The 22,695-nt window shown below is 61.7% G+C and carries 18 protein-coding genes; 11 read left to right on the plus strand and 7 right to left on the minus strand.

Features of this window, described 5'->3' with window-relative positions; translation table 11 throughout:
• Positions 1-275 precede the first annotated feature (275 nt).
• From VFV96_18610 to VFV96_18635, 6 genes are all read left to right on the plus strand, one after another.
• Positions 276-1,706 carry a class I SAM-dependent methyltransferase gene (locus VFV96_18610; GenBank protein HEU5072418.1) on the plus strand — a complete coding sequence of 477 codons (1,431 nt, stop codon included), beginning with the start codon at positions 276-278 and terminating at the stop codon, positions 1,704-1,706.
• Positions 1,699-3,207 (plus strand): ATP-binding protein, encoded by a 1,509-nt coding sequence (locus VFV96_18615; GenBank protein ID HEU5072419.1) that lies wholly within the window; start codon positions 1,699-1,701, stop codon positions 3,205-3,207. Before VFV96_18610 ends, VFV96_18615 begins: the two co-directional genes overlap by 8 nt.
• An 11-nt stretch (positions 3,208-3,218) precedes the next feature.
• Positions 3,219-4,484 (plus strand): hybrid sensor histidine kinase/response regulator, encoded by a 1,266-nt coding sequence (locus tag VFV96_18620; protein HEU5072420.1) that lies wholly within the window; start codon positions 3,219-3,221, stop codon positions 4,482-4,484.
• A 368-nt stretch (positions 4,485-4,852) separates the two neighbouring features.
• Complete coding sequence (locus VFV96_18625) at positions 4,853-6,907, plus strand: ATP-binding protein (GenBank protein HEU5072421.1); 2,055 nt, start codon at positions 4,853-4,855, stop codon at positions 6,905-6,907.
• A 133-nt stretch (positions 6,908-7,040) separates the two neighbouring features.
• Positions 7,041-8,381: a hybrid sensor histidine kinase/response regulator gene (locus VFV96_18630; protein HEU5072422.1), complete on the plus strand. Its 1,341-nt coding sequence runs from the start codon at positions 7,041-7,043 to the stop codon at positions 8,379-8,381.
• Positions 8,382-8,458: 77 nt separating this feature from the next.
• Positions 8,459-9,055 carry a GAF domain-containing protein gene (locus VFV96_18635; GenBank protein ID HEU5072423.1) on the plus strand — a complete coding sequence of 199 codons (597 nt, stop codon included), beginning with the start codon at positions 8,459-8,461 and terminating at the stop codon, positions 9,053-9,055.
• 13 nt (positions 9,056-9,068) lie between these two features.
• On the opposite strand, the gene VFV96_18640 is transcribed toward VFV96_18635, so the two are convergent.
• Together VFV96_18640 and VFV96_18645 are read right to left on the minus strand one after the other, a co-directional pair.
• Positions 9,069-9,254, minus strand: coding sequence for a hypothetical protein (locus tag VFV96_18640; protein HEU5072424.1), 186 nt, complete (start codon positions 9,252-9,254; stop codon positions 9,069-9,071).
• A gap of 172 nt (positions 9,255-9,426) precedes the next feature.
• On the minus strand, positions 9,427-10,182 hold the full coding sequence (locus VFV96_18645; GenBank protein HEU5072425.1) for a FliA/WhiG family RNA polymerase sigma factor: 756 nt from the start codon (positions 10,180-10,182) through the stop codon (positions 9,427-9,429).
• A gap of 36 nt (positions 10,183-10,218) precedes the next feature.
• Here VFV96_18645 and VFV96_18650 point away from each other — a divergent pair, with 36 nt between their 5' ends.
• A complete protein-coding gene (locus VFV96_18650) occupies positions 10,219-10,584 on the plus strand; it encodes a hypothetical protein (protein HEU5072426.1) in 366 nt (121 codons plus the stop codon).
• Between the two features lie 53 nt (positions 10,585-10,637).
• Here VFV96_18650 and VFV96_18655 read toward each other — a convergent pair whose 3' ends face one another.
• The 5 genes from VFV96_18655 to VFV96_18675 form a co-directional block, all read right to left on the minus strand.
• The gene (locus tag VFV96_18655) at positions 10,638-12,056 is read right to left on the minus strand and encodes a sigma-54 dependent transcriptional regulator (GenBank protein HEU5072427.1); all 1,419 of its coding nucleotides are present in this window, start codon (positions 12,054-12,056) and stop codon (positions 10,638-10,640) included.
• Between the two features lie 453 nt (positions 12,057-12,509).
• The gene (locus tag VFV96_18660; GenBank protein HEU5072428.1) at positions 12,510-12,863 is read right to left on the minus strand and encodes a hypothetical protein; all 354 of its coding nucleotides are present in this window, start codon (positions 12,861-12,863) and stop codon (positions 12,510-12,512) included.
• Positions 12,860-13,180 (minus strand): hypothetical protein, encoded by a 321-nt coding sequence (locus VFV96_18665; GenBank protein ID HEU5072429.1) that lies wholly within the window; start codon positions 13,178-13,180, stop codon positions 12,860-12,862. Before VFV96_18665 ends, VFV96_18660 begins: the two co-directional genes overlap by 4 nt.
• A complete protein-coding gene (locus VFV96_18670; GenBank protein ID HEU5072430.1) occupies positions 13,131-14,690 on the minus strand; it encodes a HEAT repeat domain-containing protein in 1,560 nt (519 codons plus the stop codon). The genes VFV96_18665 and VFV96_18670 overlap by 50 nt, the downstream gene beginning before the upstream one ends.
• Positions 14,691-14,933: 243 nt before the next feature.
• Positions 14,934-16,091 (minus strand): DNA-binding transcriptional regulator, encoded by a 1,158-nt coding sequence (locus tag VFV96_18675; GenBank protein ID HEU5072431.1) that lies wholly within the window; start codon positions 16,089-16,091, stop codon positions 14,934-14,936.
• A gap of 165 nt (positions 16,092-16,256) precedes the next feature.
• Between VFV96_18675 and VFV96_18680 the strand changes: the two genes are divergently transcribed.
• The 4 genes from VFV96_18680 to VFV96_18695 form a co-directional block, all read left to right on the plus strand.
• Positions 16,257-17,681: a glycoside hydrolase family 28 protein gene (locus VFV96_18680; GenBank protein ID HEU5072432.1), complete on the plus strand. Its 1,425-nt coding sequence runs from the start codon at positions 16,257-16,259 to the stop codon at positions 17,679-17,681.
• Positions 17,682-17,764: 83 nt separating this feature from the next.
• Entirely contained in the window at positions 17,765-20,941 is a 3,177-nt protein-coding gene (locus VFV96_18685) for a two-component regulator propeller domain-containing protein (GenBank protein HEU5072433.1), read from the plus strand.
• Positions 20,942-21,017: 76 nt separating this feature from the next.
• Complete coding sequence (locus tag VFV96_18690; protein ID HEU5072434.1) at positions 21,018-21,641, plus strand: response regulator transcription factor; 624 nt, start codon at positions 21,018-21,020, stop codon at positions 21,639-21,641.
• Between the two features lie 255 nt (positions 21,642-21,896).
• On the plus strand, positions 21,897-22,695 hold a 799-nt coding region (locus VFV96_18695), incomplete at its 3' end, for a hypothetical protein (protein ID HEU5072435.1).

A 22,695-nucleotide genomic window follows, 5' to 3' on the forward strand; every position in this document is an offset into this window, starting at 1 on the left:
TCTGAGTCGGCCGCAACGCGGGGGTGTGCTTGTTTGTTCATCCGCCCACGCGCGGTCGCAAAATTGAGCAGAGGGGGTGCCACCCGGTTGAGCACCCATCGGCCGGCTGCCTGCGGTTTTGGCCGAAAACTTGCGGTGGGACAACGGGTTGGCAAGCTCGTTGGGTGCCGGAGGCTTTCCGTGCCGAACAGGTGGAGACGCGGGGCAGACCCAGGATTATCTCGTCACCCACGATTATTGTCATGGCAGAACGAACGTGACGCGCGCGATAACCAATGCAAAATATCCAACGCAACATAGTGTTTCGCAGTGACGACGGTTTGGACACGCAGGGGAACATCATCCGGCTGGCTTTGCAAACGGTGGTTTTCGAAGTGCCAAACCCGACAGTGACGTTGAGGCTCTCACAGGTTTTGGAGGGGTTCAAGGTTCTGACCGGCGATGCCGCGTTTTTTGCCGGTCGAGCCGTTGTGCGCAACATCATTCACACCGGGCATTCGGTTGTATGCGAGGCAACTCTGGATCATTCATTGGGCCATGCGCTTCTGGATGCCGCATCCGCCCATCAACGCGGGGCTTACTGGCAGGAGCGGTTTAAAGAATTTGTTCAGGGGTGGCAGCGTGAATATCGCGTGCTGCCGGAGTTCAAGTCGGTCATCGCCGACATGCAAAGCTTTTTGGAGGAATTGCGGATCTGGTTGGACCGTCTCGAAACCGAAATTCAAAGCCTGCCCCAAGATGAAGCCGTCCGTTTGGAGCAGTTCGTAATCAGCGAACTCAAGGAGCCGGTGACCAGCGCCATTGATTCATTTGTGGATCCGTTTGAAGACATCGCGAGCAGGCTTGGAGGCGAGATGGAGGCGGTTCACCGGATTCATCTCCGGCGTCAGCTTCACCCCTTGTTGCTGACGTCTCCGTTTGCATACCGCACCTTCACCAAGCCCCTTGGTTATGCCGGCGACTACGAGGTGGTGGACATGATGCTGCGTTCTCCGGATGAAGGGAAGACGCTGTTCGCCAAGATGATCAACATTTGGCTGGTTGGTCAGGCTCCGGCTGAGGCGCACCGAAACCGGGTGGCCTACTTGGTCCGAATACTGGTCGAGGAGACGCTGCGTGTTTCAGCGGCAGGTCAGCGTGCGCACATTTTCAACCTCGGTTGTGGGCCGGCTGAGGAGGTGGGACGTTTTTTGAACACCGAGGCGGTCAGTGACTTTGCCGACATGACCCTGCTGGATTTTAACGAGGAAACCATCACCCAGCTCCGTCGTAAGCTCGATCACATCCGGGTCACGCGGCGTCCGCGGGCGAGATTCGAGGTCATCCGGAAATCAGTCCAGCAGGTGCTCAAGGATGCAAGCCGCGCCATCAAGAACGAATCCCGACCCAGCTATGACTTTGTATATTGTGCGGGTCTTTTTGATTATTTGACGGATCCGGTGTGCAAGCACCTGATGAATGTCTTCTACGACATGCTCGCGCCAGAAGGGCTGTTGGTGGCGACAAATGTGAGCGACGCAATGAACCAAACCAGACCGTTCCGGTATTCCATGGAATACATGCTCGACTGGCATCTGATCTATCGCGATGGAGTCGGATTCAGAAAGTTGGCACCGGACAAAGCGCCGGCCGATGCCGTTGTTTGTATGTCTGATACGACTGGCGTAAATGTTTTTATAGAGGTTCGCAAACCCCGTCATGGCTGAGTCCTTCATAGATTCCAAGCAGCTTCGTTTGGCCTTTGCGGACTATGATCGGCGCGTCATCGTCAACAACGTCCAGGTGGGTTGTCTGATTGGTGTCCTGTTGATGCCTGCCGGGACCATTCTGGATTGGTTTGCCTATCCGCCAAACCAGTATCCCGGTGTGTGGGCGAATTTCCTGAAGATCCGCCTGCTGTGCTCGGTCTTGATTGCACTTTTTTGGTTTGCCGTGGTTAGTCCGGCAGGTCGCAAGCACCCACGCGTCCTGGGCGTCTTGCTGGCGATGTTCCCCACCTTTTTCATCGCGCTCATGATTTACCTGCAGGGTGGCTCGGAATCGCCCTACTACGCGGGATTGAATCTCGTGTTGCTCGTCATCGGGTTTGTATTGCACTGGACGCTGGGGGAGAGTGCGGTGGCTGTCAGCTTGGTGGTCTTGATGTATGTCGGTGCCTGCGCCATGCACGGTCCAATCAACCGGCAGGGCTTTGCCAACAACATGTATTTTTTGGTGCTCACGGGCATTATTGTGGTGACCGGGAGTTATGTTCACAGCCGGTGGCGGTTCCGTGAATTCGCCTTGCGTTACGAATTGGACCGGAACCGCCGCGAACTGGAAATCAGCAACCAGCAGCTCAACAACAAGAAGGGCGAGTTGGAGTCTAGCAACTCTGCCCTGAGCCAGAAGAAGGAGGAATTGGAGGCGAGCAATCTTCAGTTGAGCCAGCGCACGGATGAGTTGCAGCGGACCCTGGTCGAACTCCGGCAGACCCAGGATCAGTTGATCACCAAGGAAAAGCAGGCCTCGCTCGGCGTGTGGAGCGCGGGCATCATCCACGAGATGAACAATCCGCTGAATTTTGCCCGCACCGGTTTGTATGCGCTGCGCAACAAGGAGAAGCTGCTGCCGCCCGCCGAGCAGGCCGAGTTCAAGGAGGTGGTGGCCGACATCGAAGACGGCATCAAGCGCGTCCACACGATTGTTTCGGATCTTCGCACGTATGCTCATCCGGGCCGCGAGGAGAGCGAGGATGTGCCGCTGGCCGACATCGTGCGCGTGGCGTTGCGGTTCTTCAGCAGTGATTTGCAGGGGCGCGTCGAGGTGATCCAGGACATTCCGTCGGAGCTGTCCATTCAAGCCAACCGGAACAAGATGATTCAAGTGCTGGGGAACCTCCTGCAAAACTCGGTTGACGCGCTCAAGGCCAAACAGTTTGATGAGGGCCACCCCCAGATCCGGATTGACGGCCGGCAGGCGGATGGCCGGGTGCGTCTGGTCTTGCGGGACAACGGGCCGGGCATCGACAAGCAGCATCTCGACAAGATTTTTGATCCGTTCTTCACCACCAAGGATGTGGGGGAAGGGATGGGATTGGGACTGGGCATTTGCTATCGCATCGTCCACGAGTTCGGTGGAACCATTTCGGTGCAGACGGAGTTGGGGCAGTTTTGCGAGTTTACGCTGGATTTCCCGGCTGACAGGATGGAGCCGCAACCCGCGTAGCCAGGGGACGTATGGACAATTATTACGATTACAAGAAATTCGCGATTCTCTACGTGGATGACGAGGAGAAGTCGCTCAAGAATTTCACCCGCGCCTTTGGCGAAAGCTTCCGCATTCTCACCGCCCCCAATGCACAACGGGGACTGGCATTGCTGGAAAAGCATCAAACCGAGATTGGCGTGCTGATGACCGATCAACGCATGCCCGGCGAAAAGGGCGTCTGGTTGCTGGAACGGGCGCGCCACCTGCAGCCCCGCATCATCCGGATTCTGGTCACGGCCTACACGGACATGGATGCGGCGATTGCGGCGGTCAACACCGGTTCCATCTACAAGTTCATCATGAAGCCGTGGGATCCGCCGCAGCTCGACAACAACCTGCGCCGGGCGCTGGAATTTTTCATGGTGCAGCGGGAGCGCGATCAGTTGTTGAAGGAGAAGCTTTCCGTGATTCACAACATGATGATTGCGGACCGCATTGTAAGCCTTGGTCTGCTGGCCCAGGGGCTGAGCCACCACATCCGCAATCCGTTGCAGGCCGTGAAAACATTTCTCGATCTGGCGCCGGCCAAATTGGAGGAGGAAAAACTGGATGCCAGCGGGCTGCGCGATCCGGATTTTTGGAAGGAATATTATCAGAACGCCCAGACCCAGCTGGATAAAATCACCAACCTCCTCAAGGATCTCTGGTCCGCGCCTGAAAAGCCGGATTCCTCCTTCGGCAGCCGGGTGCAGGTGGGAGGCGTGGTGGACAAAGAAGTCGCCTTGATCCGGCCGAGCCTTGAGGCGAAGGACATCACGGTCATCAATACCATTCCTGTCGACCTGCCGGAGATTGGCGTGGATGCGCAGAAATTCCATCGCCTCTTTGAACTTCTATTGCGGGATGAACTGGCCAGCCTGCCCCAGGGCGCCAAGATCACTTTCACCGGCCGGTATCTGAGCGAGACGCCTTCGGGTCAGCCGGAGGTGGAGATCATGGTGACCGATGACGGGCCGGGGCTCCCCAAGGAGGCTTTGCGAATTCTCTTCGACCCCTTCGTCGTGCGCATGGACATGCCGTCCGAGTATGGCATCAACCTCATGGCGTGTTTCTTCATCGTGCATCATCACGGAGGAAAAATCACGGCACAAAGCCACACCGGCACCGGCACCACGTTCTCCATCCGCATGCCGGTCAATCCGAGCCAGACTCCCATCGAAGATCGGGCCGAGTTTCTGCAAAAAATTCTGCTCAACGAAACGCTGTGGGAAAAACTGATCTCCACCCCGGAATGAGCTGGGCTGCGGCGATCAGTTTTTATCCGCGTTAATTCAAGCCATTATTCCGCGCAACACCACCGGGAACGCCCCGGTGGCGCCCACATGTCCTTCCTGGAAAAATATTTGTGGGTTTGCCCTGATGGCGTTGCCGCAGCGGATTTGCTAAACCGGGCGGGTGAGGAATGAATTGACCCGTCGAGAAACTTATGGGTTAACTGACCCATCCGGAAAAGGTCAATTCGGGCGATGATCCTCACGGTATTCAAATTGTTGAACGGGAAGATGTAGGGTGGATTCGTTGGACGTAGTTTGAGGCGGGACGCCCACAGCAAACCGAACCGGGTCATGACCGCATCGTCGGTCGAGGATTGGGATAGAAGCAGATGAAAACACTTTTAGTGCTGGCACCACACCCTGAATTGGCCGACTCCATGCGCACAGGCCTGAATCCTGAGCACTACCGTGTGGTGCACCGGGTCAGCGCGGAGGAAGCCGAACCGTTGCTGGTGCACGGCCTGGTGGATGCCTGTGTATTGGATTTGGAACTCAGCGGGGTTCAAGGGATCTGGATGATCGAGAAGCTGCGGCGCAAATCTCCCCGCATTCCGATGCTCGTCTATGCCGGATCGCGCCAGCCCGAATGGGAGGAAGAGGCCTATTTGCAGGGCATCAAGCACGTGCTTGCCAAACCGTTCCGGCCGCGGATTCTTAATTCCGTGCTGGATGGCATGTTCGCACCGGCCGCCGCCTCGACGGACACCCAGCATTTCACTGCGACGCTCGCCACTTTGCCGGGCGCGACGTCGTCGTTCCGGGAAAATCTGCCGCCGACGGCTCCCTCGCCATCCACGACCTTTCAGAGCTTGGAAATCCTGCGCGACTTTTCGGCCATCCTCACCCATTCGTTGAAGGCGGATGCGCTGCTCAAACAATTCCTGCTGCTCATTCGTGAAATCACCGGTGTCAACCGGGCCGCCATCTTTTTGCGGCCATCCGAGGCGCCCTTCATGGCTGGTGCGGCAATGGATACGCGCCAATTGGCGGCGGCTTGTGCCATCGGCCTTCGGTCCGACTTGCTGGACAACGTGCAACTGTCATTCGAGGCGGGCATCGGCAGCCATGTGCAGCGGCTCGGGCGCATTCTTCGCCGCAACAGTCCAGAGGCTGCTGATGTGGAGACGCAACGCGAATTCGAATTGCTGGGGACGCAAGTGGCGATTCCCATCCTGGATCGTGAGCGTCTGCTCGGTGTGGCAGTGTTTGACGCCCGGGTGACGGGTGAGCCGCTCGTGAACGCCGAGCTGGAGTTGATTTTTCACCTGCTCGAGCAGGTTGGGCTGGCGGTCAAAAACATCTGGCTGCACGATCAGGTGGCGGCCAACCACGAAATGCTCGCGGACGTCATGCGCGAGTTGAGCAGCGCCTGCGTCGTGGTCAGCCGTGACCTCGCCGTGCTGCATGCCAACAAAATGGCTCGTAAATACTACGGCCAGGCCGGCAGCCGATCGGGTGAGCTCGAATTCAGCGACCTTCCGCCGGCGTTGGGCTCCAAGGTGTTTCAAGTGCTCAAGACCGGTTCGGCGGTGGCGCCCTTCCGTTACACGCCGGAGGATGAGCCCGGCGCCGTTTACCAGGTGACCATCGTGCCGATTCACCGCGGCGACACGCCGGTGCCCTCCTCGGCAATGCTGATGGTGGAGGACCGCACTCAATCCGAGCAGCTCCAGCGGTTGGAACTGGAGGCCCGGAATCTGCGGCTGGTGCGCAGCATGGCGGAACGGCTGGCGGCGGAAATCGGCAACGCCATGGTGCCGATTGCGGTGCACCATCAACTGCTCGGCGAGCGGTTCAAGGATGCGGAATTCCGGGCGGCCTTGGACAAGGCGCTGGCCGAAGGGGTGAAGCGCGTTGATCGCCTGGTGCATCAAATGCGCTACTTGGCCGGCAACGTCTCCGCGGCGGGCGATCCCATCCCGCTCGGTTCGTTGATTGAGGAAGCCTATCAGGAGGCCCGCAAATACCAGTCCGGCAAGGCGGCCAAACTGAACAACGAATTGCGCGACAAATCGGTGTCTATCTCGGGCGACCGCGCCGCCCTGAAGCACGCCTTTTGCGAGGTGATTCTGAATGCCTTGCAGTCCAACCCTGCCAGCCCGCAGATCGCCATCCGATTCCGCGACGAGGCCGCCACCAACGGAACCCACGAGGTGAAAATAGAGGTGGAAGACAACGGGCCGGGCTTCACGCCGGAGGCGCAGAAGGAGGCGACCACGCCGTTCTTCACCACGCGCATTCCGGGTGTGGGGCTGGGATTGGCCGTGACGCGGAAGATCATTGAAACCCATCGCGGCAAACTGGAAATACCGCTTGTTACCCCCGGTCACCCGGGGGTGGTGCGCATTTCCCTGCCGGTGGAAGCGCAAATGGCCCAGGCCTAGTTTGGTTCCCGGTGCGGTGAGTATAAGCCTGTTGCGTGAAAGTGGTTGGCTGATGACCGGGGGGCCGGGTTGAGCTGGTTTTGTCGCGGGAAGCAGATGATTTCTGCTTGTTAGGGGAAGGTCGACCGATACGATGCGGTCAATAAACAATCACACCGAGGAATTGATTCCGACCGACACTATTTCAGCCTCGACAGCGACCGAGGCGCCGCTGCTGGTGGCAACTGACCGGCCTGCCCGCCGACGGGGCACCTTGTTGATCTGCGACGACGAAGACGGTCCCCGGGAATCGTTGCGCATCATCTTCAAAGGGGATTACGACGTGTTGCCGGCCAGCAGTGGTCCTGAAGCCATTGAACTGGCGCAAAGCAATCAAGTGGACGTGGCGGTCTGCGACATCCGCATGTCAGGCATGTCGGGGATCGAGGTGCTGGAGCGGCTGAAGTTCGTCGATCCTACCATCGAAGTCGTGATGATGACGGCGTTCGAGACGACGGACACATTGCGGCAGGCGCTGCGGTTGCATGCGGCCGATTACATCAACAAACCCTTCGACGTCTCCACCGTCCGCGCCGCGGTGGCGGGCGCCATGCAGCGGCGGCTCCTGGAATCCGAGGCCAGCGACAGCGCCGCCAAACTGCAGGAACTCTACACGGAGCTGCAGCACCAGAAGATTCAGGAGCAAATCACCCAGGCGCGCGGCGAGATTTACGCCAGCGTCATTCACGACATCAACGGGCCGCTGACCGTAATTTCTGGATTCGTGCAGTTGTTGAATCAGCGGCTGGCGGGAATTGGCGAGCCGTCAGCGGCCGACGTCGAATTCATCAAGGACCGCTTGAAGACCATTCAGCGGCAGACGGCAAACTGCATCGAAATCTCGCGGCGTTATCTCAGTTTTTTGCGGCAGGCGGAAGGCGACGAAGTCTCGCGCGTCGGGGTGAACCAGATGCTGGCGGACCTGAACCAGCTCGTGCGGGTGCATCCCAGCCTGGGCAATCATCAGTTTGCGGTTCATCCCCTGGACCGCGACGTCGGTGTGCGCATCAACGGCACCGACCTCATCCAGATTCTCCGCAACCTGGTGATCAACGCGTTCCAGGCATCCGCGACATCCTGCCAGGTGGAAGTGGCGGCGCGTGTCCTCACGGAGCCGTTGGACTTGACGCAATTGAAAGATGGTCCGGGCGACCGGATCCTGAATGTTGAGTGCTTGGACAACGCCCCACCGCTGCTGGCGGTTTCCGTGTCCGACAACGGCCCGGGCATACCGCGCGAAATTCTGCCGAAGATATTCCAGCCGTATTTCACCACGAAATCCGCCAAACAGGGGACCGGTCTCGGGCTGAGCATCATCATGCGCCTCATCAAACAGGCTGGTGGCGCCTTGCATGTGCACACCGTGCCGGGCGCAGGGACGACCTTCACCGTTTATTTGCCGGCGGTGGATGGCTTGGTGCTGTCGCGGTCCTGACGCGCGTCCGCCGTCCGCCAAAAGCCGCTTTGCATTGTCCGTGGCCCGCCGTAGCATGACAGCCATACGAGGTCCGCATGAAGCCATCCCCGGTTCCAGCCAACGAAGCGCGGCGTTTGAAGGTGCTCTGGCAATATGAGGTGCTCGACACCGTGCCCGAGGCAGTGTTCGACGACCTGGTCGAACTGGCCAGTGCGGTTTGTGACGCGCCCATCGCCCTGATCTCCCTGGTGGATGAATCCCGCCAGTGGTTCAAGGCCAAGGTGGGCTTGAGCACAAACGAAACCAGCCGCGACGTCTCCTTCTGTGCCCACGCCATCATGCAGCCCGGCCTTTTCATCGTTCCGGACGCCACCAAGGACCAGCGGTTTGCCGACAATCCGCTGGTGATTGCGGAACCGCGAATTCGTTTTTATGCGGGTGCGCCGCTGGTCACTCCCGATGGTCACGCACTCGGCACCCTGTGCGTGCTGGACCAACGGCCTCGCGAACTCAGCGAAGCCCAGCGCAAGGCGTTGCAGGTGCTCGCGCGGCTCGCGGTGACGCAACTGGAGTTGCGGCGGCATGCAAAGGAACTGGCCCAGGCGCGCGAAGACACCCAGTTTCTCAAGCAGGAATTGGAAAAAGCCCGCAGCCACCTGGAAAACGTGGAACGGGGCAAGGACCGGGCTTGATGACGACGCGGCCCTAGTTGGCGCCGCCTCCCTGATTGTTGGCCCAAAGGATCGCCGCTGCCACGATGGTCGCCGTGATCAAGCCGGCTATCACCGCCCAGACCAGCACGATTTTCTGTTTGCGTCGCAGCGCCCGTCCGCCCATGCCCGGGAGCAGATAGAACCGCTCTTGTTCCTTGTTTCTTGAAAACCAGCCCATGTTTGTGTGCGGCCCCTTCCCCCAAGCAGCACCGCTGTCTGCCCGTGAATCGTGGACCTTCCTGTCGTGGGTTACTTTCGTTTTCCGGACGCCGGGCGACAAGCGGATTTTTGGCCGGCACCGTGACGCAGGGCGGGGCCAGTTGAAACCGCCAAGCGGCGGCCACGCGTCCTTAGTTCAGCACCGACAGGTAGCGCCGCAACGATGCCTTGAGGGTGGCAATTGCCTGCGAATGAATCTGGCAGACCCGCGACTCGGTGATTTCAAAAACGGCGGCGATGTCGCGCAACCGCAAACCTTCGTGGTAGTAAAGTGCCAGCACCTTTCGTTGCATGGCCGGCAGTTGCTCCAGTTGCCGGAAGACCAGCGTCACCAGGTCACGTCGTTCCACCGCTTCGCCCGGATCGATTTGAGAATCATCCTCAATGCTGTCGCTCACGGTGGCTTCGCCATCCAGGCCGGCGGCCATGGGCGCATCCAAGTGGACGAACGTGATGGGCTGGATGTCCGCCTGCAAGTCGGCGTAGCTGGCCTGGGTCAGGCCCAGTTCCCGGGCAATTTCCGCATCCGTGGCCGTTCTCCCATGGGCTTGTTCGAGCCGGCGCGCTGCGGCCTGCACGCGCCGGGCTTTCTGATGCACGGAACGCGGCACCCAGTCGAGCCGGCGCAGTTCATCCAAAATGGCGCCGCGGATGCGCAGGCGCGCGTAGGTTTCCAGCGAGCAGTTCGCGGCCGGATCATAATTCCGCACGGCCTGCAGCAGGCCCAACATGCCCGCGCTGAATAGATCGTCCACTTCAACGGAAGCGGGCAGATGCGCGGCGAGTCCGTGCACAACGGACCACACCAGCGGGACGTGCGCTTCGACCAGTTCGTCTTCCGTTTGCGGGAGCGAACCGGGCTGCTGGGTTGTCGTGGCGAGGCGCATGTTTTTGGCGGTCGAGGCCGCCGGCGAACACTCACTTTGGAACGCAACGCCGGTCCGGCTGGACGCGGCTTCGCGTTGCGTTTGATCATTCACCATCAATGCCTCAACACCGTCCATTTCCCGGCCTTTAGCAGAACGGTTGCCACTGCGAATCGACCGCGCAGGGCGCAGCAAAACCTCAATGTTTTCGTTGTTTTTGGCCGCCAAGTGAAGCGTTTTGAGCGGGTGTCAGGATGCAGTGGGAAAGTGTTGCCGGTGGAGGCGGCAAATTTTGCCAGGCAAATTTTGACCGATTATCTTGCGCCAAATTGCATTCGGGGCGGCGGTCGTTCCGTGGCGGAAGGAATGATTTCACGCCTGCCCATCGGACAAGAAAAGGCGGTGGAGCCGTGCAGAGGCTGAAGGCCAGAGGCAGGCTGGATCAGGTGAGGCGCACGGTGCGCAAACGGGCGGGCTTAAGCCTCGGCGCCGGCGTCGGCCCGCTGATCGTCGGGAGTGACGCCGTATTCGTGCAGCTTGTTGCGGAGCGTGCGGATGCTGATGCCGAGCTTTTTGGCGGCGTGCGTCCGGTTGCCCTGGCACTGGGCCAGCACGCGCAATATCTGGCGCTTCTCCAGTTCGTCGAGGGTCAGCGGATCGCTGGTGGATGCGTCGTCCGGGGCGAAATCGAGCAGGGCCTTGGAATCGGTCGAATCGAGCGAAGTAAAACCGAGGTGGCTGGGTTGCAGGGTTCCTTCTTCGCCGCAGAGAATGACCGCGCGTTCGAGGACGTTTTGCAGTTCCCGCACGTTGCCGGGCCAGTGATGGGCGGCCAGGGCCTTCATGCAATCCTTGGATGCATCCGTCACGGGCACGCCGTGCTTGCGAGCGAAGCGCCGCAGGAAATGGCCGGCGAGCAGCGGAATGTCCTCCCGGCGGTCGCGCAACGGGGGAACCCGCACGGGCACGACGTTCAGGCGGAAGAAAAGATCCTGGCGGAATTCCTTGCGGGCGACGCTTTGTTCCAGGTTGCGGTTGGTGGTGGCCAGCACGCGGACGTCCACCTTGATGGTGCGATTGCCGCCCACGCGTTCGAGTTCGCGCTCCTGTAGAACGCGCAGCAGCTTGGCCTGCACGCCGGGGGAAATTTCGCTGATCTCATCGAGCAGAATCGTGCCGGTGTGCGCCAGTTCAAAGCGGCCTTCGCGTTTGGTCAGTGCGCCGGTGAATGCCCCCTTTTCGTGGCCAAAGAATTCGCTTTCGATGAGGTTTTCCGGGATCGCAGCGCAGTTTACCTTGATGAACGGCGCGGCCGCCCGGGGGCTGGCGCGGTAAATCGCGCGCGCCACGAGCTCCTTGCCGGTGCCGCTTTCGCCCTGGATGAGGACGGTGGCCTGTGTGCGGGCGACTTTGTGAATGAGTTCACGGAGCTGTTCCATGCTTGCGCTGCCGCCGAGCAGTTCACTGCCGGTGTCCTCGCTTTCGTCCGCGTCGGTCTGCTGGCTGAGGTATTGATTGACGCGAATCAACTGGGAAAATTCCTCGGCCTTTTTGAGCGTGAATTCGAGCTGGTCCGGGGTGAACGGCTTGAACAGGTAATCGAAGGCGCCCTCGCGCAGGCAATTCATGGCAAACTCGGCCGTGCCCAAGCCGGTCATGATGACCACCAGGGGTTTTTGGGGGCGCGTTTTGAGTTCGCGCAGGAGATCGGTGCCGTTGCCGTCCGGTAGATGCACGTCACTCAAGACGAGATCGAAATTGTCCCGGCTCAGGGCGTCCCGCGCCGCCGCGATGGTGTCCACGGCGGTCACCTCGCACCGCCGCTTCAACTGCGCTTCGAGGCTCTTGCGAACCAGCAAATCATCTTCAACGACAATGATTTTTTCGACGGGCACGCCGCAGCCTACTCCGCCGTCCCCGGCCGGGTCAGCAACAAAAAATGAGTTCGCAGCGGAACAGGGGTCGCCAGGTTTCTCCGTTGCGTGGAGCCACTTTTTTCGGACGGCTTAAAGCGGCGGTCGCGTCAGGCTGGAAGCCAGCACGCGGGCGACATGATGGAGCGCGTGGCGCGGCGGATAGTTTTCCGACTGGATCAGGGTTCTCGCTTTACGCAGCCGCACGTCGTTGGTCGCAGTCGTGACCGGCGGCGGGTTCGTTGCGGGCGGAAGCTTGGGCTCCGGCTCGACTGCGGGACGACTCGAGCGCAGCGGCGCTGAATCTGGCAGTCCGGAATCCTGAGGATGCCGCGGACGGTTCATCGGAGCCTCCGTTTCGCGGTTTCTCCGGCGTGAGAAGTGGCGGCGTTGGTGGGGTGAGTCCGCATCGGATGTCCCTCGTGGTTGCCGGGCTCAGGTGGCGGGCAGATCGTTGAAGTCCGCGAGCAGGCGGTCGGTGGAAGCGGCGGCCAGGGCGTGCTTCCCGTTTTCGGCCATCACAATCAGCGTCGAACCGTCGGGGCGTTGCGCCAGATGCACGCGCATCCGGTCAAACGTCCAGCAGAACGTGTTCGCCTCGAGCCGGTGATGATTCAAGCTGTCCGCCGCCAGGGCCAGCCGGTTCAGGGCGAGTTCCACCTGGGAGTGGGAAATCTCGTCCGTGCAGGACTGGCACAAGTGCGTGCGGTCCGGCAGGCGCACGCCGCAGGCGATGATGCCTGGCGCCGGCAGATGCCGTTCGAACAAATCTTGTAAGGTCGATTTCATAAAGTTTCATCCATGCTGCGCACAAACAGCCGGCGGTCCGGCTGCAACTGGCAGATGATGCGGCCCTGGCGCGACCGGATTTCCAGCCGGTCAAAGCGGCCGAGCCGCGCAATGTCCCGCAATTGCTGCGCTTGTTGATCCACCTGATCCATCAGGCGCAGGCGCCGTTCGAGCGATTTGCACTGCCACGTGAAGAGCACTTCGCCCTCACCTGAGCAGAGCACGACTTCGTCAAGGCCCTCGTTGCCGGCCTCATCCAGCCGTGCTTCAGGCGAGGCGCAGGGCGCCGATGCTTCCACTGGAGCTGTTGCATTCATGTTTTGCCTTGGTTTGTTTCACGCTGACGCGGCGGCGAACCTGGCGAATGGTGCGCAGCGAACCGTCCACCAGCTGCCGCACGCCGGGGTCCGGATCTTCTGCGGCGCGCTGCAGCGCGTTCTCCGCGCGCGGATCACCCAGCCGGCCCAGCGAATGGGCCGCGGCCCGGCGTAATTCCGGATCGCTGTCGCACAGCGTGGCCATCATTAGAGTGGTCGCGAGTTTGCGGCGTTTTTCGAGATCGGTAACGGAAAGCACTTCTGGCGCGGCGGAAGCACTGCGGGACGACAGGGCGCCGAGGCTTTGCTGCAACTCGTAGTAGTAGGTGAGTTCGGGCAGGTATTGAATCGTTTCCGGCGGCGTGACGCCGAAACTCTGAAGCAGCCGGCCGACGGCGTAGCGCACGTCCGGGTTTTTGTCCGTCAGGCTTTGCTTCAATTCTTCCACCGCAGCGCGGGCTTCGGTGGACTCGATCCAGTTGGGATCAATGGCCGGCAAGGATGTGGCGGCGATGCGGCGCACGCCGCTGGTGGTGTCTTTCAGCGCCTTGACCAGCGGCCCGATGGCCCGGCGGTCATGCAACCCCGCCAGGGCAATGGCGGCGGCTTCGCGCACGTCGGCGTCCGGATCGGACAGTGCGCGGATGAGCGGTTCAACGCTCGCAGGATGCTGCGTTCGGCCCAGCGTTTCCGCGCTGGCGCGGCGCACGTCCCAGACGGGATCTTGCAGCAGGTTGATCAACGGCTCGGCGGCACGCTCGCGGTCGATTTGGGCGAGCGATTCGACGGCGGCGCGGCGCACCCGGCTGTCGTCTTGTTTCAATTTGGGTGCCACAAGATCGAAGTTGGCGGCGTTTCCCTGCTGTCCCAGCGCGTGGATCGCGGCCATGGACAACGAGGCGTTGGGCGAGTTGAGCGCCTCGATGAGCGCGGCTTGCACCCGTGCATCGTTGAACAGGCCGAGGGCCTCCACCGCGTGCGGCCGCATGCTGGGGGCGGCAGTTTGCGCGGCAAAAAGCAGTCGTTCGATGGCTTGACTGCCGAAGCTGGCCGCCTTCATGAATTGATTTTTCGCCACCGCCACTTCCAGGGCTTCGCCATCGTCCGCCGGATGCCAGTCAAGCGCTTCCAGCAGGGCTGCGGTGCGCAGGCGTAATTCGGGATCCGCGGCCCGCAACAGCGGCACGAGGTCCGCCGTCAACTGGGCCGGCGGCGCTTGCTTCAATGCCTCCGCGGCAATCGCGTGCACGTCCGGGCAATTATCCTGGAACGCCTTGAGCAAACTAGGCAGCCGCTCCGGAACCTCCAGCCGGGCGAGACCGGTGGCGGCGTGCCGGCGCACTTCCGGGTCGCTGTCGGTCAGTGCCTTGTTCAACGCGGCCAGCGCATGCTGCGAGGGCGCCTGCGACAGCGCCTCCGCGGCGCGCCGCCGGGTAGGCAGTTCCGCCGAGCCCAGCCGACGCAGGGTGAGCCAAAGCAGGCAGTTTGAGATGATGGGCGTTTGCGTCATGTTTTCGCGACCTGACCGTTTTGGGCCGGAAAGGTCTTCCGTCCTGTCTTCTTTATCGGCAGGTCGAACGCGCCACTTTAGCGATTTTTTGTCATCGAAAATCCACGTTCGATGCCAATATGTAAATTGCTTTGGGTGAATAACTTGAACGCGAAGTTTGGGGGTGGGTGATTTCGTGGATGAACTTTGGCCGCCAAACACCCGGGTGAGCCGCGTGCCTCCAACTATCGGGGATGGATCCGCTCAATTGATGAGCGAATCGCGGTAGGACTTGGGCGGCATGCCGGTCGCCTGTTTGAAGGCGACGCAGAAGCTGTTGGCGCTTTGATAGCCGCACATGCGCGCCAGAACCTCCATTTTGTGGTTCGATTCGGCGAGCAGGGCCTTGGCCCGTTCGATGCGGACGCGGTGCAATTCCTCGCCGGGCGTGCGGCCCAGATGTTCGATGAAAGCCTTGTGCAATCCCCGCCGCGACATGGCGGCCACCCCGACCAGATCCTTCACGCTAATGGGTTCGTGGCAGTGTTCGAGAATGAACCGGACGCTGCGGGCCACACCCTTGTGTTTCACGGCCAGCAGGTCGCTGCTCTTGCGCACGACGAGGCCGGATGCGGGCACGCGAATCGGCGCCTTCGGCGGCGCATGACGTTGCATCAACTCGTCCAGCAGCGTGGCGCCCCGGTAACCGAGGAGTTCGAGATTGGTGTCCACGCTGGAAATCGGCGTGGGCATCGAATCGGGCGCGAGCAGATAGTTTTCGGCGCCCACGATGGCCACCTCTTCAGGCACGGCGATGCCGACGCTTTCGCACGATTCCAACACATCCAGCGCTTGTTCATCGTTGGCGGCAAAAATGCCGATGGGTTTGGTGGTGCGTTTGAGGCAGGCCGCCAGCCAGTCGCGCTTGCGCCGCCATTCCTGCCGGCCGGAGCGGTAGGCGATGGACTGATGCCAGCGCAGCCAGCCGCAGTGATGTCCCGCGGCGCGCAACGCCTCGACAAAACCGCGACCGCGCTCCTCGTAGGACCAGTTGTCCGCGTCGCTGTAAAACAGGAAATTGCGCAGGCCGCGGGAGAGAAAATGTTCCGTCACGAGCTGCGCGGCATGGGCGTGATCTTCCAGCACGCGGGGAAAGGGCAGTTGCGGCCGGCGAAAACTGAAATCCACCGTGGGAATGCCGGCCTTGTGCACGAACTCGGCCAGGTCATCGCCGGCACCCAGCCACGCGAGAATGCCGTCGCCCTCCCAGCCCCATGGAATGACCTTTTCGCGCGCGTAGTTCGCCGTGAGATGCCAGTCGTGTTCTTGGGCAAATTTTTCGATCCCGCGATGCAGCCGGTAATCATACCAGCCCAGCGCGATGAGAACGCGACGGTGATGGGGTTTACGCGGCTGGCTCACGCACCAAAAAATGTCAGAGGGTATGGCAGGTGTCACCCATTTTGCGCGGCGCGGGCCCGCGTGCACGTTTCTCACGGGCTCGTGCACAACATCGCCGTTCCCGCGTGGGACGCGGCCTGCTAAGGTAAGCTTGAACTTCCGGATGCAAACGAGAATCCCATGAGGATGAACATCAAGAACGGGCTGTTGATGGGACTGGTCGGTTGGGCGACCTGGTTGCCCGCGGCTCCAGCTACCGCCCCCACCGAATCCGGCGATGTTGTCATCGCGTCAAGCCATGATGCCGCGGCCGGAGTGGCCGGGGCCGCAGCGGACAAGGCGTGGGCACGGGTGCCTGAAATTCTGGCCCGCATCGTGCCGCCGGTCTTTCCCGCGCGCGATTTCGTCGTCACCAACTATGCGGCCGTGGGCGACGGCACCACCGATTGCTCGGAAGCTTTCAAGGCGGCGATTGCCGCGTGCCATGCCGCGGGTGGCGGGCGCGTGGTCGTGCCGCCAGGGGTGTTTTTGACGGGGCCCATTCACCTGCTCAGCCAGGTCAACCTGCATCTGGCGGCGGGCGCGACGATTCGGTTCACCACCAACCCGGCGGCGTATCTGCCCGTGGTCTTCACGCGCTACGAAAGCACCGAGGTAATGAACTATTCGCCGCTGGTTTATGCCTTCGGGCAGACCAACATCGCGGTCACGGGCGAAGGTGTGCTGGATGGTCAAGGGGCGGCCTGGCATCAGTGGCGGGACCGCTGGGGGGCGGATGCGAAGTTGTCCGTGGCCATGGGCGACCGCGACGTGCCGGTGGCTGAACGCATCTTTGGCGCGGGCCACCACCTGCGGCCCAATTTTGTCCAGCCGGTGCGCTGCCGGAACGTGCTCATTGACGGCGTCAAAATCATCAACTCGCCGATGTGGACGCTGAATCTGCTCTACTGCACCAACGTCATCATTCGCGCCGTCACGGTGGAAACCACGGGGCCCAATACCGACGGCTGTGACCCGGATTCCTGCACGGACGTCTGGATCAAGGATTGCACCTTCAGCAACGGCGATGACTGCATTGCCGTGAAATCCGGGCGCGATCACGACGGGCGGCGGGTCGGGATTCCGTGCCAGAACATTGTGATTCAAGACTGCCGCTTTGCCGCGGGGCATGGCGGCGTGACGATGGGCAGCGAGACGGCGGGCGGCATTCGCAACGTATTTGCCGAGCGATGTCATTTCGACAGCCCTGACCTCGACATGGCCATGCGCTTCAAGAGCAATCCGGCGCGCGGCGGTTATGTGGAGGACATCTATTTGCGCGATTGCCAGGTGCAGAAGGCCAAATACGGTGTGCATCTCACCCTGCGTTACGGTGCGGGCGGCCGGCGGGACGGTGATTCGCCGCCGGTGATGCGGCACATCGACATTCGCAACTGCACCTTTGGCACGCTGACGAAGGGGCCGATTTTCATCGAAGGCTACTCGGCGGCCAACCCGATTACGGACGTGACGATTGCGGACTGCGTGTTTGCGCCGTCCCCGCGTGGCTGCAACATCACCAACGCCGTCCGCATTGCGCTGTTGGGAGTGGAGGGGGTTTCCTGGCCGTGAGGCTGGCCGGCGTCCGTGGCGGGTTTCTTGAGTGGCTGGGCTTGCGCTTGTTTTTGCAAAACCTTCCCGGTCAAATTTAATCCATGAACTTCCGTCGCATCCGGCCGTGGACAACGCCCGCGGTGGCGTGCGTGGTTCAATTCACGTTGCTCTTGCTGGGGGCGACCTGCGTTCCCTTCAGCCGCGCAGCGAACTCGACGGCAGCTTACCTGGCCGATGTCTGGACGGCGGATGAAGGATTGCCGGATAGCTCGGTCACCGCGCTCGCGCAGACGCCGGACGGTTACTTGTGGATCGGCACGTATAACGGCCTGGTGCGCTTCGACGGCCACCGGTTCGTCACCTTCGATCCGGCCAACGCTCCCGCGTTGGCGCACGCGCGGGTGCGCCAACTGGCCGTGGATGCGGCCGGCACACTCTGGATCAACACGCAGGATGGCTCGATGACGTCGTTGTGCCGGGGCGTCTTTGCCCGGGAATGGACGGGACCGGACGGTCCGGATCCTGACGCGACCTTGGTGGCTTCGTCCTCGAATCGCGTCGTGTTCCTGCTGCATCGCGGGAGCTTCCGGTTCAAGCCCGCCGCCGCTCCGGCCGGGATGGGCTGGGAGGATTTCAATCCGCCGTTGCGCAGTGTGGGCGCATTGTGCGCGGCGGATGGCACGGGAACGATCTGGTATCGCCTGTCCAACAAGCGGCTCGCCCGCTGGCGGGATGGGAAATTTGAGCCGCTCGATGAATCGGCGGGACTGGGCGATCAACCGGTCACGGCCCTGACCACGGACCCGGACGGACATTTGTGGGTCGGCACGGAGCGGGGGGTTCTCAAGTGGGATGGAACGCAATTCCGGACGATGACGCCCACGAACGCCGCGCCCGCAGAAGTGGGATGCTTGTCGGTGGCGGCTGATGGCAGTTTCTGGGCGCTGGTGAACGGAAGCTGGCGCAAGGCCGTGGACCGGCGCTGGGTGGCCGAGGCCGAGGAAATCCGGGGTCTTTTTCGCGGAATGCGCACCCATCTCGGAACGCAGGATGATCATCAGGGCGGGCTTTGGATTTATGATTACGGGCTCGGCGTGATGCACGTGGGTGGCGACGGCCTGGTGCACCGGTTTGGACCGGCGAACGGATTTCCGGGCGACCGGGTGAGCTGTTTTCTGGAGGACCGCGAAGGCAATTGGTGGGCGGGGGTGGACGCGGGCGGGCTGGCGCGGATTCGGGAGCGGCGATTTCAAACAATTGATGTTGGTGGTGATGTTTCAACCAAACCGGCCAAATCGGTGTGCCAGGAAAGCAACGGGACGCTGTGGATCGCCACGTTGGGCGACGGTCTATTGCGCGGGCAGGCGGGCGTGTTCACCAACGTAACAGTGCCCGGCGGCACCGAGAAGGGCTTCGCCTTCTGTGCCACACCGGATCACCAGGGCCGGCTGTGGGTCAGCGCCGGAGACGAAGATTTGTATGTGCGGGAGGGCGAAACGTTTCGGCGCGTGACGCCCGTGGTGCACGGCGTCAAATCGCTGCTGGCGGACCGGGCTGGGCGCATCTGGGCCGGCACCAAGAGCGGTTTGTCCTGGGCCGGACCGGCCGCGCCGTTCAACTTCGCGCAGGTGAGTGGCGTTGCCCGGGCCAGCATCCGGGCCCTGGCGGAGGATCCGCGCGGCGACATCTGGGCGGGGTCGGAAGACGGCACGCTTTATCAGATCAAGACCAACACCACGACGGCCTTTCGCCCCCGCGATGAACGCTTCCCCGATGTCATCTGGTCCTTGCTCGCTGACGAGGATGGCGCGGTGTGGATTGGAACGTTTCGGGGCGGGTTGCTCCGCTTTCGCGACGGGCATTTCGTCCGTTACCAGATGAACGACGGCCTGCCTGACAACGTTGTCTGCCAGATCGTGCCCGATGGCTTGGGCAACCTCTGGTTTGGTTCGCATCATGGGATTTTCCGGATTCCCCGGACGGCGCTGGAGGAATTTGCGGCGGGCGAAATCAAGTCGCTGCCCGCCCTGCTGTTTGGCCGGTCCGATGGCCTGCCGTCCCTGGAATGTTCCAGCCGCTATCAACCGGCGGCCTGGCGCGCGGCGGACGGACGGCTGTGGTTCACCACCATCAAAGGGGCCGTCTCGGTGCTGCCGGGCACGGTGCGGCCGAATCTGTTGCAACCGCCCGTGGTGATCGAGGAAATCCTGGTGGACGGGAAACATCTAAACGCCGTGATGCGTTCGACCAATAATCCGCCTCCCCTGGTGAAAGTGTTCGATCACGAACGCCGGTATCTCGAAGTGGCGCCCGGCAAGCATCAGTTCGAGTTTCGCTACACGGGCCTGAGCCTGGTGGCGTCGGACCGCGTGCAATTTCAATATCGCCTGCTTAACGCCGATGCGGACTGGGTCGAAGCCGGCGCGCGGCGTTTTGCCCAATACAATTTCCTGCCGCCGGGCCGCTATCAGTTTCAAGTCATTGCCTGCAACAGCGACGGCGTCTGGAATCGCAACGGCCAGACGCTGACGCTCGTGGTCTTGCCCCACTTTTACGAGACCTTGTGGTTTCGTTTGCTGGTGGCGTTGGTGGCGGCGGGCTCGGTCGCCGGGGTGGCGCGGTATGTGGCGACGCGGCGGTTGCAGCAAAAGATGGTGCAGCTCGCCCGGCAGCAGGCCGTCGAGCGCGAGCGGGCGCGGATTGCCAAGGACATCCACGACGACCTGGGCGCGAACCTGACGCTGATCGCCGTGCTGGGCGACCTGGCGAAGAAGGAGAAGACGGCGGAGCGCATCGAAAAAATGGCCGGCACCGCGCGGCAATCCGTCAAGTCGCTCGATGAAATCGTCTGGGCGGTGAATCCGCGCAACGACACGCTGGCGCATCTGATCGATTACACCGGTCAGTTCGCGGTGGATTATCTGCGCGCGGCCGGGATTCGTTGTCTGCTCGACCTGCCCGAGCACGCGCCGGTCCGCGAAGTGCCGGCCAACATGCGGCACAACGTGTTCCTGGTGGTCAAGGAGGCGTTGCAAAATGTCGTCAAGCACGCGGGCGCCACGGCCGTGTGGTTGCGCATCAGCGCCCCGGTTCAGGGGCTGCGGATTGTCATCGAGGACAACGGCCGGGGATTCGAGTCCGCGCCGGAGGATGCGCTGGCGGACGGCTTGCGCAACATGCGGCAGCGGATGGACGAAATCGGCGGCACCTGCCGGATTCAAAGCCACGCGGGCAGCGGTGCCGAAGTCATCGTGGAGCTGCCTTGGCCGGCAGACTGAGTGAGTTCATATCATTATCCGATGGCAGGCGTTTCGTTTTGCGGCGAAACTGGCTTCCGTCCATGGCGGGAAGATCATGATCAAAGTTTCCATCATTGAAGACCAGCGCGACATGCGGGAAAGCCTGGTGGCGTGCCTGGACAGCGCCCCCGGCGTGCGGTGCGTGGGCGCCCATGCCACCGGCGAGGAAGCCTTGCGGAGCATTCCCAACGAGCATCCCGACGTCGTGCTCATGGACATCAACCTGCCGGCCATGAGCGGCATTCAATGCGTGATCCGGCTCAAGGAGCGGCTGCCGAAGATTCAGGTGCTGATGCTGACGACCTATGACGACGGCGACCTGATCTTCGATTCGTTGCGCGCCGGGGCGAACGGTTATCTGCTGAAGAACATGCCCCAGGAGGAGTTGTTGCAGGCCGTGCAGCAGGTCCACAACGGCGGCGCCCCGATGTCCTTGCAGGTGGCCCGCAAGGTCATCAGTCACTTTCACCAACACAAGCCCGCCTCGGAACTGGAACGGCTGACCGAACGGGAGCTGGAAATCCTCCGGCTGCTGGCGAAGGGCTACATGTATAAGGAAATTGCCGAGCACCTCGCCATCAGCATGAGCACGGTGCGGACCCACGTCTGCGGGGTTTACGAAAAGCTCCACGTCCACTCGCGCACCGAGGCCGCGATGAAACTCGCCGGACGCGAATGAATCCTAGGTGCGCCGGTGTCATGGCCGCACGTGCCGGCCTCATTCTCAGACAAACATCCGATGGTTGCGGAGGGTTGAACGGCTAGAGTGGACGAAACCCGAAACCCGGCCGATGACCGGCCTGAACGCAACCATTGTCAGCTTAAACATTCTGCCGCGGCGTCCCGCAGCCAAGAGCCGTTTGGCAACCCAATCGGCGGGGCTGGACGCCCGCCCCGACGTCCTTTCATCAACCAGCAACCAACGAACACGCTCATGACTAAAACCCGAAATCCCTTGATCCGAACAACCGCCGCCTTGTGGGCCGCGGCCGCGTCGTGTGCCTTGATTGTTCCCGGCGCGCGGGCCGGTTTGGCCGACTTCGAAGCCCTTCAGTCGGCCAACACCAATCTCGTGTTCCAATACAAATTCGAGGGCGCGGACGATTCGACGCGGCTGGCCGATGGCAGCGCCAACGCCTTCTCCCTGCAACGGGCGGCCGGATCGGGCGCCTACACGACGGGCGACATTCAATTTCTGCCCGGCTTCGACGGCACGAGCCAGGCCTACCAGCCGGCGTATGACCCCGCCGACCGGTTGAACGGCGCGGGCCTGATTACGAGCAGCGCGGGCGTGCCGCTCAGTTCGAACGTCACCGTTGAGGCCGTCGTCCAGTTCGGCAATTACGCCGGGTCCGCCGCGACCACTTACGTTTTGTGCGGTCGTCCGGCCAGCGGGCGCGCCTACTTCTGGCGGCAGTCGGCCGGCCCCGTGATCTCCAGCACCTTTGGGAGCAACAACAGCGATCAGCCCACCGTGCTGAGCTACGTTCCGGGCGACTGGTATTACATCGCCTTGACCGCGACCTACGACTCCGGCACCGGAACCACCACGGTCAACTGGTATGGCGCCGACCTTTCCGCCTCGGAGACGACCCTTCAACATTATGGCATGTTCGATTACTCCTTCAGCGGGGACTGGACGGGCACCACGTCAATCGGCGTCGGTGTCTTCAACAACGGCACGCAGGAATACATGGACGGCCGGCTGGACAACACGGCGCTGACGGGCGGGA

Source organism: Verrucomicrobiia bacterium, assembly GCA_035765895.1.
Classification (GTDB): Bacteria; Verrucomicrobiota; Verrucomicrobiia; order Limisphaerales; family DSYF01; genus DSYF01.